The sequence below is a fragment of the Shewanella olleyana genome (genome assembly GCF_023283825.1).
Lineage (GTDB): Bacteria > Pseudomonadota > Gammaproteobacteria > Enterobacterales > Shewanellaceae > Shewanella > Shewanella olleyana.
In genome coordinates this window covers 52,452-68,855 of record NZ_JAKILD010000013.1, presented here as the reverse complement: position 1 = coordinate 68,855, position 16,404 = coordinate 52,452, and the positions used below count along the sequence as shown (strand labels likewise).

The window sequence follows — 16,404 nt, the reverse complement described above, 5'->3', positions numbered from 1 at the left end:
TTCCTCGGGAAATAGGGTAATAATTGCCTTAACTGTATTAATAAGGGCTCACGCTAACGAATTCAAGTCTGCTGCAGATTGAGGCCAGAATAGTAAGCAAACAATGAAGCAAATCATCAGTCTTAATATACTTTAGCGTCCCTACCCAAGTCACCCACCAAACCACTACCTTAAAATAACCTTAAAAAACGTGACTCACTGCACAATCCTATTTACATGCTATTTACATAACTGTTATTGACAACTTGATCGCAAATCCAATTCATTCTCATTACCAATTACTTTGAATCATGTAGTCTTACAACATCTTTATGACCTTATGAGAGAAATCAATGATATGAAAACAAATTTCATCCTGCTGTTTTTATCATTAATCAGCGTTTCAGCGATGCTATCTAACCAAGTCCATGCCGAAGGTGTTGAGTTTGGTATTGATTTAGGTTGGGACTCAAAATATATCTCAGAAGGTCGAAATAATTTAGCTGATGGCGGTGTTTATCTTGGTGCGGCATCGGTATCAAGTGGCGATTTTACCTCTTATGCAGCTGTTGTTCGTGGAGATAGCGAACACTACACCGAATGGAACTTTGGCTTAGAGTACGCTTTAAACCTACATGATAATTTAGAAACTATTGTGGGTTATCAACGCCTTGAATTTTATGGCGACGAACGCGGCTCAGATAATGAATTTTTTGCAGAAATAGCCTACACCGGTGTGGATTGGTTAATCCCATCTGTTGCATATACTTATGCTACCGAAGCGGGTGGATATTTTGTCGAAGTCAGCCTACATAGCCCTTGGCAATTAACCGAACAATTTTCAATAACCCCATACATTACTCAAGGGTTTGATTTTCAGTACGCTACAGAAGAACATGATGGCGCCAACCACTTTCAAATGGGCGTTGAAGCCAGTTACGCCCTAAGCAGTAATATGGCTATTAGTGCCCACTTTAGCCATGTAATTGCCATGGCTGACATTAAAAAGGAAGCTGAGATGGATGGTTACACTGGCAGTTTAGATGAAAGCTATGGCGGTATTTATTTAAGTTGGAGCTTTTAAATTCAATAACTCCGTTCTCTAACTTTGTGGCAAATATCAGTATTCCCTTCTAAGCTATGTGAGTCTTACCAATTGAATGGTAAAAACTGACTAAAGCAAAGGAATGCTGATGAAACAACCTCAAGGGGTTTACCCGCAATTTATCTATTGGTTAAATAATCATCTGTTCGAATCAACCAACTTACAAACACGATTATTATCTCTGCTACTAACCATTATTTTCATGTTAGCAACCCCACCCGTTCAAGCTTCTGAATTTACTCAACTCATCCAACATAAAAAATCCCACAAATCAGAGGAACCTCAACAAAGTTCACTGGGGAATGACGGCGCACAAGATAATCAAGGCAAGGCCATCACCCCTTCACAATCACAAAATGCATTCGAATATTCAGCCGACGAAATGCAGTTAGATAGACCGCAAACCGCACAGTTATCACCCTCAAACTCAGTATCAAAAACCAAGAACAGCAATACGAAAATGGCTACCGCCAATGACCCAAGTTGTCGCTGGTTGGCCAATCGGATCCGTTATTTGAAAAAACACATTGATCTACAGCAAGCGATACATCATCAAACAGAATTAGGTCACCGCCAAACAGAGTGGGATTGCATGAGCTGCTCAACAACAGGTCCCACACAAGCTGAGCGTTCGAGCTGCCAATATAAGCGTTAGCGTAAATTTCCTATTCCAGCCAATTAAAACCGTTGCAATAAATTACAATTTATTACGGTCTTTGAAACTAGCTTGTAATTGGATTCCCCCCTACAATGGCTGCAATAAAATCTATCGAACTCACATAAACGCTTATTAAAGTCAGGCTTTTATTGAAATAAGCTTGGCAGAAGTAACACATAGAGAGGGTTAACATGGCTCAACATTTTGACTATATCTGCCTAGGTGCAGGTAGTGGTGGTATCGCATCTGGTAACCGTGCAGCAATGCGTGGTGCAAAGGTTTTGGTTATTGAAGCAAAACATGTTGGCGGAACGTGTGTAAATGTCGGCTGTGTACCGAAAAAAGTCATGTGGTATGGCGCTCATGTTGCTGAAGCAATGCACCTATTTGCTAAAGATTATGGCTTTGACGTCACCGTAAATAACTTCAACTGGAACACTTTAGTTGATAACCGCGAAGCCTACATTGGTCGCATTCATGATGCTTATGGCCGTGGTTTTGCAAGCAACAATGTCACCCTACTTAACGGTTACGGTAAGTTTGTTGACGGTAATACCATTGAAGTCGACGGTGAACACTACACTGCAGACCATATCCTTATCGCCACAGGCGGCGCACCAACGATTCCAAATATTCCAGGTGCTGAATATGGTATCGATTCAGATGGTTTCTTTGCTCTACGCGAGCAACCTAAACGAGTTGCTGTTGTCGGCGCAGGCTACATTGCAGTAGAACTCGCGGGTGTTTTGCATGCTTTAGGTAGCGAAACCCACCTATTAGTGCGTAAACATGCTCCGCTACGTAACTTTGATCCAATTTTAACTGACACTTTAGTTGAAGCCATGGAAATCAATGGACCAACATTGCACACCCACAGCATTCCTAAAGCCGTGATTAAAAATGCAGATGACAGCCTAACACTAGAACTTGAAAATGGTGAGAGCATCACTGTCGACAGCTTAATTTGGGCCATTGGTCGCTCTCCATCTACTGGTAACATCGGTTTAGAAAATACCGATGTTCAACTAAATGCTAAAGGCTATGTGGTGACTGACGAGCAGCAAAACACCACAGCTAAAGGTATTTACTGTGTTGGCGATATTATGGAAGGCGGCGTAGAGCTGACTCCTGTTGCTGTTAAAGCAGGTCGTTTATTATCAGAGCGTCTATTTGGCAATATGCCAAATGCGAAAATGGATTACAGTGTAATTCCAACCGTGGTATTCAGTCACCCACCAATCGGCACTATGGGCTTAACTGAGCCAGAAGCGATTGAGCAATATGGCGAAGATAACATTACAGTGTACAAATCAGGGTTTACCTCTATGTACACTGCTATTACTGCTCATCGTGAAGCATGCAAAATGAAGTTGATTTGCGCAGGCGAAAACGAAGTGGTAGTGGGTATTCACGGTATTGGTTTTGGTATGGATGAAATCCTCCAAGGCTTTGGCGTCGCGATGAAAATGGGCGCAACAAAAGCTGACTTTGATGCAGTTGTGGCTATTCACCCAACTGGCGCTGAAGAGTTTGTTACCATGAGATAGTAAATAACAATTCAACAAAGCCCTATGCGATAGCTGATGATTCATCAACTATCGCATAGGGCTTTTTATTACCACTTTTTAACTGATGAAAAATTTAAATTTGACAGTTGTACTAAAGTCTAATTTTTTGCACCAATATATTTATCTAAGAATGATAAAATAGCTTTATTTGCTTCTAGAATATTATCTTCGTTATAGAAACCATGACCCTCTTTGTCTTTCACTAGCCATTCATAAGGGTGGCCTTTTTTATCTAAGGCATCTTTAAGCGCTAGCGCATGCTCAAAATGGGCACGCTGATCGTCTTTACCGTGAATAATTAACACTGGTGCTTTAAGCTTATCAACATTGCGCGCAGGAGACTGTGCGATACGCTCAGCTTTATCGGTCCCTAATGTCTTATCTAAATACGCATCACCCCATTTAATAGTTTTGATATCACCTTCATCAAACATCATAGGCAAATCATAAACGCCCACATAACCAATAGCACATTGGTACATATCTGGCTGTCGAATTGCACTTTGCAAGGCACTGTAACCGCCGAAGCTCGCTCCAAAAATACACACTCTATCTTTATCGGTCACACCGGTTTGAATGGCATAATTCAGTGCTAAAGTAATATCATCCTGTATGCCTGTTCCCCATTGGCCGTAACCCGCTTCCATAAAGCTTTCACCATAGCCGTCGGAGCCTCTAAAGTTCACTTTAAGCACCGCATAACCAGCATTTGCAAGCATTTGCACTTGAGGATCATAACTCCAGTAATCTCGAGCATGTGGTCCGCCATGAGGCAGCACGACTGTCGGTAAATTCTCTTTTTTGCCAATAGGCAAGGTCAAATAGCCGTTAAGCACTAAACCGTCTGGTGTTTTGAGCCGAAAAGGTTCGGTAGATGCTTGCTGCTCTTTTTTAATCCAAGACTGACTAGCTAATAAAAAGCGCGCATTCATGGTTTCAGTATCGAATAAATAAAACGAACCAGGATTACGATCGCTGGAAACATGCACCACCATTTGCTTTCCGTCTTGAGTTTTACTGGTGATTTCCACGCTGTCGCCATTAAAGGCTTGAATTAATGCTTTATGTAATTTTGCTTCCTGCGTATCTGGTTTGATAAAAATATAGCTTGAGTAATCTTCATCTAACCTCAAACCATACACTTCATTTAAATCAGATTTAATCGCATAAGTAGGATCGGCAATCTCACTGCGGTATAAAAAGGTTTCTGTGCTGGTTTTTAAGTCATAACGGTATAAGCCTTTCGGTTTTTCAGGATCTGTTTTTAATGCGTACACCGACTGATTATCACTGGAAAATGCTAACGGCGTGAACTCACCATCAATTTGCTGATCAAATGGCTGCCAATCTTCACCTTTGCCTTCACGATAGAAAATTTTAGTCTTAGCATTCTTATCTGCACCAACCACAAACCTTGGCACGCCATCGTTATCGACTAAAAACTGACTATAAGAAATTGGCGCCCGTTTAACTCGGCGCTCTTTACCTGTATAAACATTAAGCCTAACCACTTCAGGTAAAACATCACCATCTCGACTAAAAGATTGCTTTGTGATTAACACATGCTTTTTATCACCTGCAAGCTTATCAATTAAAAAACCACCAGAGCCGGAATACACAATTCCACCTTGCGAGCGGTAGCCGAAAATCATTTTGCGCTTTGAGCCATCGTAATTAACGCCAAATATTTCGCCCATATTAATCGGTTGCTCTAAAAAGCCTCGACTTTGAACCACTTGGACAATGACTCGTTCATTGTTAACCCAATAATAATCAGCAGGTTGACCATTATTATTTGAATTTAAAGCAAAAGTAAGCTCAAAATTATCAGTACGTAAAAACGCTAGTTTCTTTTTACCTTCATCATTCACCAACACCGCTAAGTGTTTACCATCAGGTGATATTTTGACATTGTAATAATCGCTATGGCGGGAATAATCCTCAACAGAGGCGGCGAGAATGGAATTTGAAATGCACAATGACACTCCCCATACCATCAACTTGATGTACTTCATGGTGACTCCTTGAAAGCTATCAGCTAGTGATACCACTAGAGATAGTTTTATCCTTAAAAATGTAATGCTAATTGTTAAAAAGGTATCCAAGGAAGAGGTAAAACAGATTACATGAAAGGTGTAATTAAGCTTCCCTATTCCTTGGGCAAGTGATTCCTGACATAAAAATATGTTATGACGAATATTGCAGCCTTTGGTTTCAAGATTCAATAGTTAGTTTGTCGATTATTATCAATCACTAACAATACAGAGACTAACACCATAACTTGTTCAATAAACAGTCAGTTCATCTATCAAATTCTATGGCTTCGAATTGTTAGCCGATTGTAGTAAAATAGTTTTCGAGGACGACCTCAGTTTATTGGTTAAATGACTATCCAGTGCTTTACTCCAATAGATATTCATAAGGGGACGGCCCCATCTGACTAATTTCCAGATAGGAGCCGACAATGTTCAAACCCGCGTTTATTACCACTCTCTTTATTACAATCATCACTCTTTTCTCTTCGCCTTTACAAGCAAATAAGACTCACTTTGGTACCCATGGCATGACCATATTTGGTGGCGATGATGGTTTATTTGCATCACATTTGCCCATGTACCATAAACCACATAATGTGCAAATGGTGATGCAATTTCACTTTAGTGATCCCGATATTGATAAAACGGTAAAACAAAAGCTAACTCAGCAGTCAAACCAAGCGAATCAGTTATGGACCATAGTACCGAAACCATTTGATTTAATGCGTTTGCATCCATCGCAAGATAACGAACTTACAAAATTACAGGTTGATGTTGTGGAAGGACATTTTGAGCGCGGTGGAATAAGCCGGTTCACCGATCAAGAAGTTATCATTGATAACATCATCATTTTCTCTGAACTCAATATGCTAACTGAGCAAAATAAAGCTGCTAATGCGACGTATCAAGTCATTAGTGCCAACCCTCAAAGTCAGCATCAGTTTTTAGTCAAATTAATTGAAAACCGCCCAGAGGCTGATCACCTTTTACGAGTGTTGAATCATCAATTTGACAAGGTATCTCAAGTGACTGTGCCTCTAAAAGGCAAGTTACATCCAAGCAAGGATGAGTTAGCAAAAAACTTATCTCTAGCACCTCAACAGCTTATCGAAATCTATCTTGAAACGGCCGAGTTGCAATAATAGGAAGATAAAGCGAATGCAAAAACTCACCTTAGCCGTCATTCAGCATCACACAGCTGAAGGGGCTGGACGAATAACCGATTGGGCAAATATTTATGGTCACCAATTAATTCATTTTATGGCGCCAAATAATGAGTTACCAAATTTGACGAATGTCGATGGGCTAATCATTTTAGGCGGCCCTATGGATGTGGTAGAAAACCCAAGGTGGATGCAGGCAGAAATAGTGTTGATTAAGCAAGCTGTACACGCAAACATGCCTATTATCGGGATTTGTTTAGGCGCACAACTATTGGCATCGACACTCGGTGCCAAGTTACTCGCGCTACCACAAGCTGAATTAGGTTGGTTGCCAATAAAACAGGCTGATAATCAGGTAATGCAAGTACCACAGTGGCATTATCAAGGGTTTAAATTTTGTAACTCAGAGGTGAGCATCACAGCGAGTTCAACAGCTTGGCCACAGCAAATGTTCGTACATCAAAGGCAAGTTGGACTTCAGTTTCACCCAGAGTGGAATGCTGAACAAATACAACAACTGCAGCATGCTTTTGGTGAAGACAGCCCGTTTGATGTCAATAATGAGAAAGATAAGTTAATTCAATCATCTCAAAAAGAGCTCGAAGAGTGGTTTTTTCATCTTCTTGATAGCACATTCAAATAACGCAAATGCCCTGTTAATAGTGACTCATTAACAGGGCATTTTTAGATGCTGCTCAATAATTAACTAACAGATATAGCTAATCACATATAGCTACTCACATTGTGCTTTTCCGCTAGCATAACAACTAGGCTGACGCGGACACACAGCTCCTCGTGAACAAATCACTCTAGCCTCGTTTTCAATGCCACGTTCAATCCAATTGATATTAAGGATTTTAGCCACACTGGTTAAATCGGCTTTTATCGCTTTAGGTATCGCCACTAAACCGCCATTATCAACACATGCTTGTTTTAAATCTTCAGTGATTTTTTCAGCATCTTTGCCTTGAGCTTCAATGGCAGGGTTCAGATCAATCCCTGCGCACAATACATGTGGGTTGCCCGCTGAATCATCTACTTTTATCGACTCACAACAGTAAATACGTGGCTCATTACCCACATTCAAAATAGATATTTGAGCTGAAGTCCCTGCCGATGGTTCGTTAATCTTTCGAAACACAGCCCAGTGATGACAAGGATCTTCAACAATCCGCATATTGCCCCAAGGCAGCGGGATCCCATTACCGCGATATACTGCTTTGAGTTTTCCTGGCGCATAGGCATCGAAATAATGCCAATGTGGATACGGTGATACGACGGTCATCCTTCTCATCGCCACAGAGGCTGAAACTTGCAGCTGTTTGTGAATATCAATTTCATAACCATGACGGTCAAGCAGTTGCCTAAATGGCACCTTAGGACACAACAAGGCACCAGCAAAAAAGCTTGATTCAAAGTCGCGCCATGCATGCAAAATATCTTGAGCATTTAAGGTATTTGACTGCATTGCGGCATCATCATCGACTTCAACTCGACGCCCCGATGTCATGACACTTTTTAAACCGTCTTTATTGTGTAAAACGCAGTGACCGATGTGCACTGCTAAGTCATATTTGAGTCGCGGCGCGTTAGATTTTAGGGCTTTATTGATAAAAATCGTCGCAGGCGGCTCAAAAAATGAGGTGGTTAAACGTGAAGAGCGGGCTCCAGTTTCATCTAACACTTCTGTAGGGACTTCATCAATCCACTTGATTTTAAGTCCCATACTTTTAGCGATAGAGAGCATTTCATCGGCGCTCAATGGCATTTGTTTCTTGCCGATATCTTCTGCAGCGCGTTCTAAATCAGGGAAATGGTTTTGATGATGTTCTTGGTGAGCACGGATCAATAACTGCGCAAATTGTCTGCCTGATGTGCCTGTTTGTGACAACATTTCAGGAATCGCAATTTGTAAAATATCATTGGAAAATAAGAAGCTTGGTTCGAGTGGCATCCCACTAATGCCACCGCGACGGCCTTTTTCAGGGGTAATAGACTGCTCTTCAGGCATATCATCTAAAAACCAATCCACCTCTTTTTGAAACACTGTGGCGATAACTGCCAGCATGCCAGCACTGGGGACACGCTTACCTCGCTCTATCATAGATAGATACGATACCGAAGGCGCAGAACTTGAATCCACTCGGATACATCTGGCCGATAAATCTTCCATCGTCAAATGATTCCGTTTGCGTAGATTTCGGATCTTAGTGCCCAGAAAATGTGACTTTCTCATCAAGCTTTGATCATTGCGCATTTTGTAAAATTCACAGTGTAAAATTTTTATTGTGAAATTGTAGTGAAAAATACTCTAGACTACAAATTAAGCAATCGGGAAACAGTTTTTGAAAATCGTTCACCGCAGCTAGCAACATGAATCAATGATAAGAGAAGTAACACTGAACAGAAAAGATTCATTCAGTGTAATGACCCAAACGAAGAGGATAAGGTTATGACTATGACAACAATGCACACCAACACAGCAGCTCACAACCTTAACAGCTTCATTGAGGAACAATTTGTGGCGACCAGTACTAACGCAGATAAAATTACCAATGCGAAAGTATTTCTAGATGATAACTTCCCGCTAACCGAAGGCTCTCATGCCGATGTTAATAGCTACGTTATTTACTACACTCATCTTTTAGCGTTTATGAAAGATGGCAGCCAATGTGGATTACAAAATCCTTGTCAGTTTGTTGCTCTAACGGGACATAAAAGCGACCCAACGTCTGTGGTATTAAAAAATAACGATACCCATGTTGAAGTGAGCTTTGACCGCAATGGCGAACTAGGTGCTAACGACCCTGCTCACATTGAAGATATTCAAGTTGCGCTGCCAATTAAAAACCTACCGACACCTTACAAGCAATGGGTAAGCATGTTGCACTCACGCTGCTTACCAACTGAAGGGAACTGCAAAGTGTTTACCGCCAAAGATGGCACTGACTACGCGATGCATCAGCGTTAATAACATCATAATGATCACCGGCCGACTTAATTGTCGGCCAGTTTATTTCACATCATCAAACAATCTTTATCCCTCCGCGCACCAAGAACAAGCTCAATCTGCACTAAAACAGACTCTCAAATCTTTGTAACAAACATAACAACTTGATTTACATATTAATTATTTTTGGTCTAACTCTTGCGATCTGTTCCTTAACTCTAGCTAACTAAAGGAATAAAAGATGAACAAGGAACAAGTGGTTGAAGCGATTGTATTAGCAAAGCATGCCCGCCAATTAACTTGGCAGAATATCGCAGATGAGCTGGAAATGGGCTGTGTTTGGGTCACTTCAGCATGTTTAGGTATGAACAGTATGCCCGAAGCCATTGCTATCAAGTTATGCCAGTTACTTGATTTACCTGCAGGCTCCCAAGCGGCATTAACGGCTTACCCAACCAAAAAATGGCAGCGAGATGTCCCTCAAGATCCATTAGTGTATCGGTTATATGAAGTCGTTGGCGTGTACGGCGACACCTTAAAAGAAGTCATTCAGGAACAATTTGGCGATGGGATTATGAGTGCGATTGATTTTTCAATGGATGTTGAAAAGCAAGTCGACCCCAAGGGCGACAGAGTCGTGATTACCATGAATGGTAAATTCTTACCGTATAAGGCTTGGTAGTCATTATTAAGTATTGCAATAGTTAGTTAAACTGAGATTCTCGGCTTAATTAACTATCGCAATGACAAATAATATCCCAAATAACCACGTCAAACGTTGCCAAAATAAAATCGGATTTTTATCAATGAATGGCACTTGTTTTTGCATAGCTTTAGGATGTGGGTTTTTAAGGTTATAAATAAATTCCGACACTTCTGAGGTACGTTTAGCTGGATTTACTTCAAGCGCTTTTTCAAGGGCATAATCCACCCAATGGGGTACTGCGCCATTTTGAGAACGAGCAGGAATATATATTAATTGTTGTTGCGCCTTTAATGTTGTCGACTTCGCCACTGCAGTACCGTAGGGCAACCCATTGGTCAACATGTAATAGGTCATCACTGCCAATGAAAAAATGTCACTACGATGATCCCCAAGCTCCCCTAAGAAATATTCAGGCGCAGTGAATTGTGCCGTGCCAAGAATGTCAGCACCAACACCTTGAGTCTCTATCAATCCAGCAACGGCTGTGGCACCAAAATCGATAATTTTAACAATACCTTCACTGGTTATCATCACGTTTTCAGGGCGTAAATCTTGATGCACCATTTCTTGACGGTGTAACGCTTGTAAACCATGCGCCACCTGCTCAATCACATTGCGAACACGACTAAGATCAACTTGATGATGGTCATGGATCCACTGTGCTAACGTTACCCCATCAATATACTCAGCAACCGTATAAAGATAGTTTTTGGGGTGTGCAGACTTAAACGGGATCAACAAATGCGGGTTTGATACCCTTTTTGCTATCCAGTCTTCCATCAACAAGGATTCTAAATGGCTTTCATTATGACGCATTTCATCTGATGGCACCTTAATTGTCACCCGCTGTTGTGAGTTATTGTCAGCCGCAAGGTAAACACGACTGCGACTACTGACATACAGTTCTCGCTGAATGATAAAGCCTTCAAATGATTGGCCACTGAATAGTGGCGGCGGTAAAGGTAAGTGCGTCAATAGCTGTTTAAACTCATTGACTTCATGGCTAGGTAGGGAATCAACCCGAACAATTTGAATCGTCAGGTTATCATCGCTCCCTTTAGCAAGCGCTTGATCCACCAGCACTTGCGCCACTGTAGTCAAGTCAGAGCTATCCTCTAAAGCAAGATTAATAGCCTGAGCCATTGTTTTAGCTGACAAAAATTCATGTACACCATCTGTACTTAATACAAAAATATCTCCAACCTTGATAGCTTGAGGGTGATAATCGCTGCTTAATAACTGGCTAATGCCTAGCGCTTGGCTCAAGTAACTGACTTTATCATCGACATAACGGCGGTGATCTGTTGTCAGTTGCTCTAAAGTATTGCCACTTAATTGATAGATGCGTGAATCGCCACTATGAAAAATATGCGCAGTATTGGACTTAAACACCAAGGCACTGAAAGTGCATACGTAACCTTTATTTAAGTCATGACGGTGGGGACTATTCTGGCTTTGAGCAAACAACCAATGATTAAGTGCTTGCAGCACTTTCAGCGCAGACTTTTTAACGGACCAGGCTTCTGAAGTCGCGTAATAATCATTAATAAAATTAGCAATCGCGCTTTCGCTGGCAATACCACTCACATCACTAGAGCTAATACCATCAGCAATCGCAACCACCGCACCTTTACTAATAATCAAGTCGTTATTGGGTTGTTTACTGCCACAGCAATCTTGATTCGTGGGCTTAAGCCCCCGAATGCTATGCTTGGCAATAGTGAGTTTGAGTGAATTTTGCATCAAGAAGACTCTACCACCACGACTATCACAGTACTTTCACTGTAAAACTTTTATCACAATAGTGTGGCGGTAAAGATCACGTCTAATAAGCAATTAAACAAGCATTAAGCCAGCTTCTCACTGCGAGCTTTAGCTTCTTCGCGCTTACGCACAGGGCTTTCTTTCACGTGAGTCAGGTAAAGCGGTAAACCTACCAACACAAAGCCGCCGACCAAATTACCCAATGCTGTTGGAATTTCATTCCAAACAAGATAATCCATAACGGTAAAGTCTCCACCCATGATCATCGAGAATGGAAATAAGAACATATTCACAATTGAGTGCTCAAAACCCATAAAGAAGAACAACATCACAGGCATCCACATCGCCATCATTTTACCACTGGCAGAAGTAGAGATCATTGCACCTACCACGCCCATCGACACCATCCAGTTACACAGCATGCCGCGAATGAAGATAGTCATCCAGCCCGCAAAACCATGTTCTTGGTAACCTAAGGTACGTGATTCACCAATACTACTTACCTTAGCAGCTAAAACACCGCCATCAGTATTGTAACCATAGGTCAAAATGAAAGAGGCGAAAAAAGCCACCGTTAAGGCTCCTGCAAAGTTGCCTACAAACACGAGTCCCCAATTTCTGAGCATTTGATCCACACTACAGCCATTACGTTTATCTAATACAGCCAAGGGCACCAGGGTAAACACCCCGGTGAGTAGATCAAACTTCATTAAGTACAGCATGATAAAACCAACTGGGAATAAAATAGATCCCGTGAGTACGCTGCCGGTTTTCACGATTACAGTAATGGCAAAAAATGCCGCCAATCCTAATATGGCGCCCGCCATGAATGCACGGACAATCGTATCCTTCGTTGACATGAAGATTTTCTGCTCTCCAGCATCAACCATTTTTACAGCAAACTCTTTTGGCTCAATATATGACATAGTTACACTCCTAGATTTAATTCTAATCATGTTTTGCCATTTCTATGCCACTATTTAAAAATGATAATAAACAGTAACTTAATAAAAACCCAAATAAGAATACTATTACCTAAGGCACTATAATAGTTCATTATTTATTCAACTCGCTCTAAGTTGGAACTCAGAGCGTAATATCACATTGATTCCACAATTTTTATCACGCTTCTCAGTTTACGGCCTAAAAAAGCGTGACTCTTGAGCCACTTGATTGAGAGTTTGGCTGGATGCAATTTCTCCTGCAGAGTTCACTTCCGTCACAATAAATGTCACAGCATCGTATGACGTTGTTGGCACCTGTTTGGTTGATGACCCACCGACAGTTATAGGCTTAACTGAGCTACTTACCGTCACAGGGTATTCAAGCTGCTCAGCAGCTTTTATCAGCACCAATTTATCAGTTTGTATTTCAAACTCATAAGTAGACATCGTATCTACACCAACACTGATTTTATAAAAGCTAGCTTGTTGGGTCTTATTACGGATTTTTAATAAATAAGTATTTTCAATGACTTGATTAGGTTCATTGCTTACTATGCGGTAAAGGCTTTGTCTGTCACGAATGACATTTAACTCGATATCAGTTTTGCTTTGTAAGTCCATCACAATCATTAGCAGCATAATGGCTAAAGCACTGGCGTAGCCAATCGCTTTGGTAGACCAAATCGATGGTTTTTGGTTTTTTTCAAGCGCATTTTCACTGGTAAAACTAATCAAGTTTGGTAAATAACCAAACTTCTCCATGGTTTGATTACAGGCATCCACACAAGCACCGCAATTAATGCATTCATACTGCAAACCATTACGAATATCTATGCCCGTTGGGCATACATCGACACACAAATGGCAATCGACGCAATCACCTAAGCCTGCAGGCTTGTTGTCACTGGTTTGTGTTTCTTGTCTCTTATTACGCTTTCGCGGTCCACGGTTTTCACCGCGCGCGGCATCATAGCTCACTGTTTTGGTGTTGGAATCAAACATGACGGCCTGAAAACGCGAATACGGACAACAATGCAAACACATCATTTCACGCATCCAGCCTGCATTTAGGTAGGTGCATAAGGCAAAAAACCACACCCAAACGCCAGTCCAGAATCCGCTGCTAAAGCTAAAGATATCAATGTACAGCGACCGAGCTGGCATAAAATAAGCCATAAAACCGCAACCCGTGATTAATGCCATAACTGCCCAAGCTGAATGTTTTGATACTCTTTTACTGACTTTACTAACAGATAAAGGCGCTTTATCTAATGCGGTGCGGTGATGATGATTACCCTCAACTTTCGCTTCAATCCACATAAACATCGCCGTCCATGCAGTTTGTGGACACAAAAATCCACACCATATTCGGCCGAAATATACCGTGACAAAAAACAATGCGAATGCGGCAGCCATAAAGACCCAAGCCAACACGGTAAAGTCTTGTGGCCATAAGGTGGTATTGAAAAAGAAAAATTGCTGCTCGGTCACATCAAACAAAGTAGCCTGACGCCCGTTGAAATTGATGAAAGGGATCAGGAAAAATATCGCAATCAGTAAAGTATTAGTATGCTGACGGATTTTTTGAAATACGCCTTTCTGCTCTCTAACGTGAATTTTTCCTGATGCGCTGACATTAACAATGGGAATACGCTGGGCGGAAGAGGCGGGTGACCGACTTGATACTGACTCTGACGATGCTGGATCTGACATTGTGTGGTTCCTAGGTTTCTCTTATTAGCTGTACGCTAAATAGCAAAAGCTAGGCCAATCACAATAAAATCATAAGTTATTGATTTTAGTTGCTATAAATAATATTCACCGCTTAATAAGTCACGATATATCACTAATTGGCGATATATCGTGACCCAATCGAACTTATCATTGAGATATACAAAATCATCTATCGGCTAATGGATAACTTTTTCATTCTCGAACGTAAGGTACTTGGCGGCATATCAAGCATAGCTGCAGCGCCGTTTGGCCCCGAAATTCGCCATTGAACCGCTTCAAGTGTGTTGGTGATATGCGCAGCTTCGGCTTGCGCCATAGTTAATAAAGGTTTAGTGGCTGCATCTGATTTTTCAGAGCCAGTTTGAGAGTGTCTTAGGGATAAACTATCAAAGTCCAAAGTTTGATTTTGAGTCAGGATAATCTCACGCTCAATTAAGTTTTGCAATTCACGGACATTACCAGGCCAAGTATATTGCTGAAGTTTCTTTAAACCTTGTGCACTCACTTTAGTGATTTTTTTAGCTAACTTCTGACTTAAAGAAGCCACTAAATCACTCACTAAAGCAGGAAGATCTTCTCGTCGCTGACGCAGAGGCGGCACAATAATAGGAAACACATTAAGGCGATAATACAAATCCATTCTAAACAAGCCTTGCTCCACTCGTGCTTGCAAGTCATGGTGAGTCGCGGCAATGAGTCGAATGTTGACCTTAATGGTTTCACTACTCCCTACTCGTTCAAAAGACTGCTCTTGAATAACCCGCAATAATTTTGACTGAGCCTCCAGACTTAATTCAGCAATTTCATCTAGGAATAAAGTGCCATTGTGCGCCAACTCAAAGCGACCTTTGCGCCGACTTACAGCACCGGTAAAAGCCCCTTTTTCATGGCCAAACAGTTCACTTTCTAATATAGATGCTGAAAAAGCTGCGCAGTTAACACTGACTAAAGGGTGATCTTTGCGGTGACTTAATTGGTGTAAACTTCTGGCCACCAGCTCTTTACCTGTACCGTTTTCACCACAAATAAGCACCGTACTATCGGTATTGGCCACTAAGTTAATTTGCTGGGTTAAATGATTAATGGCTTCACTGTTTCCAGACAGGCCCATCGCACCTTGTTTACCCTGTAGTTCAGTGAGCAAATACTGGTTTTCGGAAGCAAGTCGCTCAGATAATGCCTGCACCTGCGCTAGCGCCTCTCGTAATGAGTCTTCGGTATGTTTTTGAATACTGACGTCTCGAAATATCGCGATAACACCAATTAACACGCCGTTATCGTATACAGGGGTAGAGCTGTAATAAACAGGGAAACAACTGCCATCTTTACGCCAAAATACATCCTCAGTAACTTGGCGAGCAATACCGTCATGTAATGTCCGATATATAGGGCAATCATGTTGAGGGTAATGACTACCGTCGGCATGACTATGATGATGACAATCATGAATATTATTGCCAATAAGCTCAGCACTTTTCCAGCCTGTCATTTGCTCTGCTGCTGGGTTAATAAACACGGCATTACCATCAAGATCAAAGCCATAAACACCCTCAGTTATGGCATTAAGTAACAGCGTGTTTTCTGGCAGAAAGTGGCTTGTGGCAAAATCTTGTGGAGATGTCATCGAAAACCATCCGTATGAATGCTAATAATCCTATCATTATAGCCAAGTCACGATATTTCGCGACTCAATTAGATGATTCACTCATATAAGTTCGTAAAACTCACCTAAGCTGGTGCTTTTTCATTTTCAGTTATCGTTCAATGCCATCTGAGTTGTTACAATGACTCATCAAT

Annotated in this window: 13 protein-coding genes; 7 read left to right on the top strand and 6 right to left on the bottom strand. The window is 41.4% G+C overall.

Features of this window, described 5'->3' with window-relative positions; genetic code table 11:
• Window positions 1-337 precede the first annotated feature (337 nt).
• The 3 genes from L2735_RS10990 to gorA all read left to right on the top strand — a co-directional run bounded on the left by L2735_RS10990 (window position 338) and on the right by gorA (window position 3,289).
• Window positions 338-1,063 carry a hypothetical protein gene (locus L2735_RS10990; RefSeq protein WP_248984752.1) on the top strand — a complete coding sequence of 242 codons (726 nt, stop codon included), beginning with the start codon at window positions 338-340 and terminating at the stop codon, window positions 1,061-1,063.
• Window positions 1,064-1,172: 109 nt separating this feature from the next.
• Entirely contained in the window at window positions 1,173-1,739 is a 567-nt protein-coding gene (locus L2735_RS10985; RefSeq protein WP_248984751.1) for a hypothetical protein, read from the top strand.
• Window positions 1,740-1,933: 194 nt separating this feature from the next.
• Window positions 1,934-3,289, top strand: a complete 1,356-nt coding sequence (gene gorA, locus L2735_RS10980; protein WP_248984750.1) for a glutathione-disulfide reductase — start codon at window positions 1,934-1,936, stop codon at window positions 3,287-3,289.
• A gap of 119 nt (window positions 3,290-3,408) precedes the next feature.
• Here gorA and L2735_RS10975 read toward each other — a convergent pair whose 3' ends face one another.
• On the bottom strand, window positions 3,409-5,325 hold the full coding sequence (locus tag L2735_RS10975) for an alpha/beta hydrolase family protein (protein ID WP_248984749.1): 1,917 nt from the start codon (window positions 5,323-5,325) through the stop codon (window positions 3,409-3,411).
• Between the two features lie 449 nt (window positions 5,326-5,774).
• Between L2735_RS10975 and L2735_RS10970 the strand changes: the two genes are divergently transcribed.
• Entirely contained in the window at window positions 5,775-6,488 is a 714-nt protein-coding gene (locus tag L2735_RS10970; RefSeq protein WP_248984748.1) for a hypothetical protein, read from the top strand.
• A gap of 16 nt (window positions 6,489-6,504) precedes the next feature.
• On the top strand, window positions 6,505-7,152 hold the full coding sequence (locus L2735_RS10965; RefSeq protein WP_248984747.1) for a type 1 glutamine amidotransferase: 648 nt from the start codon (window positions 6,505-6,507) through the stop codon (window positions 7,150-7,152).
• Window positions 7,153-7,242: 90 nt separating this feature from the next.
• Here the strand turns inward: L2735_RS10965 and L2735_RS10960 are convergent, their stop codons facing one another.
• On the bottom strand, window positions 7,243-8,766 hold the full coding sequence (locus L2735_RS10960) for a DUF3612 domain-containing protein (RefSeq protein ID WP_248984746.1): 1,524 nt from the start codon (window positions 8,764-8,766) through the stop codon (window positions 7,243-7,245).
• 195 nt (window positions 8,767-8,961) lie between these two features.
• Between L2735_RS10960 and L2735_RS10955 the strand changes: the two genes are divergently transcribed.
• Both L2735_RS10955 and cynS read left to right on the top strand, forming a co-directional pair.
• Window positions 8,962-9,480: an aldolase/citrate lyase/malate synthase family protein gene (locus tag L2735_RS10955; protein WP_248984745.1), complete on the top strand. Its 519-nt coding sequence runs from the start codon at window positions 8,962-8,964 to the stop codon at window positions 9,478-9,480.
• Window positions 9,481-9,700: 220 nt separating this feature from the next.
• A complete protein-coding gene (gene cynS / locus L2735_RS10950) occupies window positions 9,701-10,141 on the top strand; it encodes a cyanase (protein WP_248984744.1) in 441 nt (146 codons plus the stop codon).
• A 45-nt stretch (window positions 10,142-10,186) separates the two neighbouring features.
• Here cynS and L2735_RS10945 read toward each other — a convergent pair whose 3' ends face one another.
• The 4 genes from L2735_RS10945 to L2735_RS10930 all read right to left on the bottom strand — a co-directional run bounded on the left by L2735_RS10945 (window position 10,187) and on the right by L2735_RS10930 (window position 16,231).
• Complete coding sequence (locus L2735_RS10945) at window positions 10,187-11,908, bottom strand: bifunctional protein-serine/threonine kinase/phosphatase (RefSeq protein ID WP_248984743.1); 1,722 nt, start codon at window positions 11,906-11,908, stop codon at window positions 10,187-10,189.
• A gap of 104 nt (window positions 11,909-12,012) precedes the next feature.
• Entirely contained in the window at window positions 12,013-12,855 is an 843-nt protein-coding gene (locus L2735_RS10940) for a formate/nitrite transporter family protein (protein ID WP_248984742.1), read from the bottom strand.
• Between the two features lie 210 nt (window positions 12,856-13,065).
• Window positions 13,066-14,586: a cytochrome c oxidase accessory protein CcoG gene (gene ccoG, locus L2735_RS10935; protein WP_248984741.1), complete on the bottom strand. Its 1,521-nt coding sequence runs from the start codon at window positions 14,584-14,586 to the stop codon at window positions 13,066-13,068.
• Window positions 14,587-14,776: 190 nt separating this feature from the next.
• Window positions 14,777-16,231, bottom strand: a complete 1,455-nt coding sequence (locus L2735_RS10930; RefSeq protein ID WP_248984740.1) for a sigma-54 interaction domain-containing protein — start codon at window positions 16,229-16,231, stop codon at window positions 14,777-14,779.
• Window positions 16,232-16,404 lie beyond the last annotated feature (173 nt).

Excerpts from the sequence above, each read along its gene's own strand:
- L2735_RS10955 (WP_248984745.1), top strand. The coding sequence starts at position 8,962 with ATGACTATGACAACAATGCACACCAACACAGCAGCTCACAACCTTAAC.
- L2735_RS10930 (WP_248984740.1), bottom strand. The coding sequence starts at position 16,231 with ATGACATCTCCACAAGATTTTGCCACAAGCCACTTTCTGCCAGAAAAC.
- L2735_RS10960 (WP_248984746.1), bottom strand. The coding sequence starts at position 8,766 with ATGCGCAATGATCAAAGCTTGATGAGAAAGTCACATTTTCTGGGCACT.
- L2735_RS10940 (WP_248984742.1), bottom strand. The coding sequence starts at position 12,855 with ATGTCATATATTGAGCCAAAAGAGTTTGCTGTAAAAATGGTTGATGCT.
- ccoG (WP_248984741.1), bottom strand. The coding sequence starts at position 14,586 with ATGTCAGATCCAGCATCGTCAGAGTCAGTATCAAGTCGGTCACCCGCC.
- L2735_RS10990 (WP_248984752.1), top strand. The coding sequence starts at position 338 with ATGAAAACAAATTTCATCCTGCTGTTTTTATCATTAATCAGCGTTTCA.
- L2735_RS10945 (WP_248984743.1), bottom strand. The coding sequence starts at position 11,908 with ATGCAAAATTCACTCAAACTCACTATTGCCAAGCATAGCATTCGGGGG.
- L2735_RS10965 (WP_248984747.1), top strand. The coding sequence starts at position 6,505 with ATGCAAAAACTCACCTTAGCCGTCATTCAGCATCACACAGCTGAAGGG.
- gorA (WP_248984750.1), top strand. The coding sequence starts at position 1,934 with ATGGCTCAACATTTTGACTATATCTGCCTAGGTGCAGGTAGTGGTGGT.
- L2735_RS10985 (WP_248984751.1), top strand. The coding sequence starts at position 1,173 with ATGAAACAACCTCAAGGGGTTTACCCGCAATTTATCTATTGGTTAAAT.
- L2735_RS10975 (WP_248984749.1), bottom strand. The coding sequence starts at position 5,325 with ATGAAGTACATCAAGTTGATGGTATGGGGAGTGTCATTGTGCATTTCA.
- L2735_RS10970 (WP_248984748.1), top strand. The coding sequence starts at position 5,775 with ATGTTCAAACCCGCGTTTATTACCACTCTCTTTATTACAATCATCACT.
- cynS (WP_248984744.1), top strand. The coding sequence starts at position 9,701 with ATGAACAAGGAACAAGTGGTTGAAGCGATTGTATTAGCAAAGCATGCC.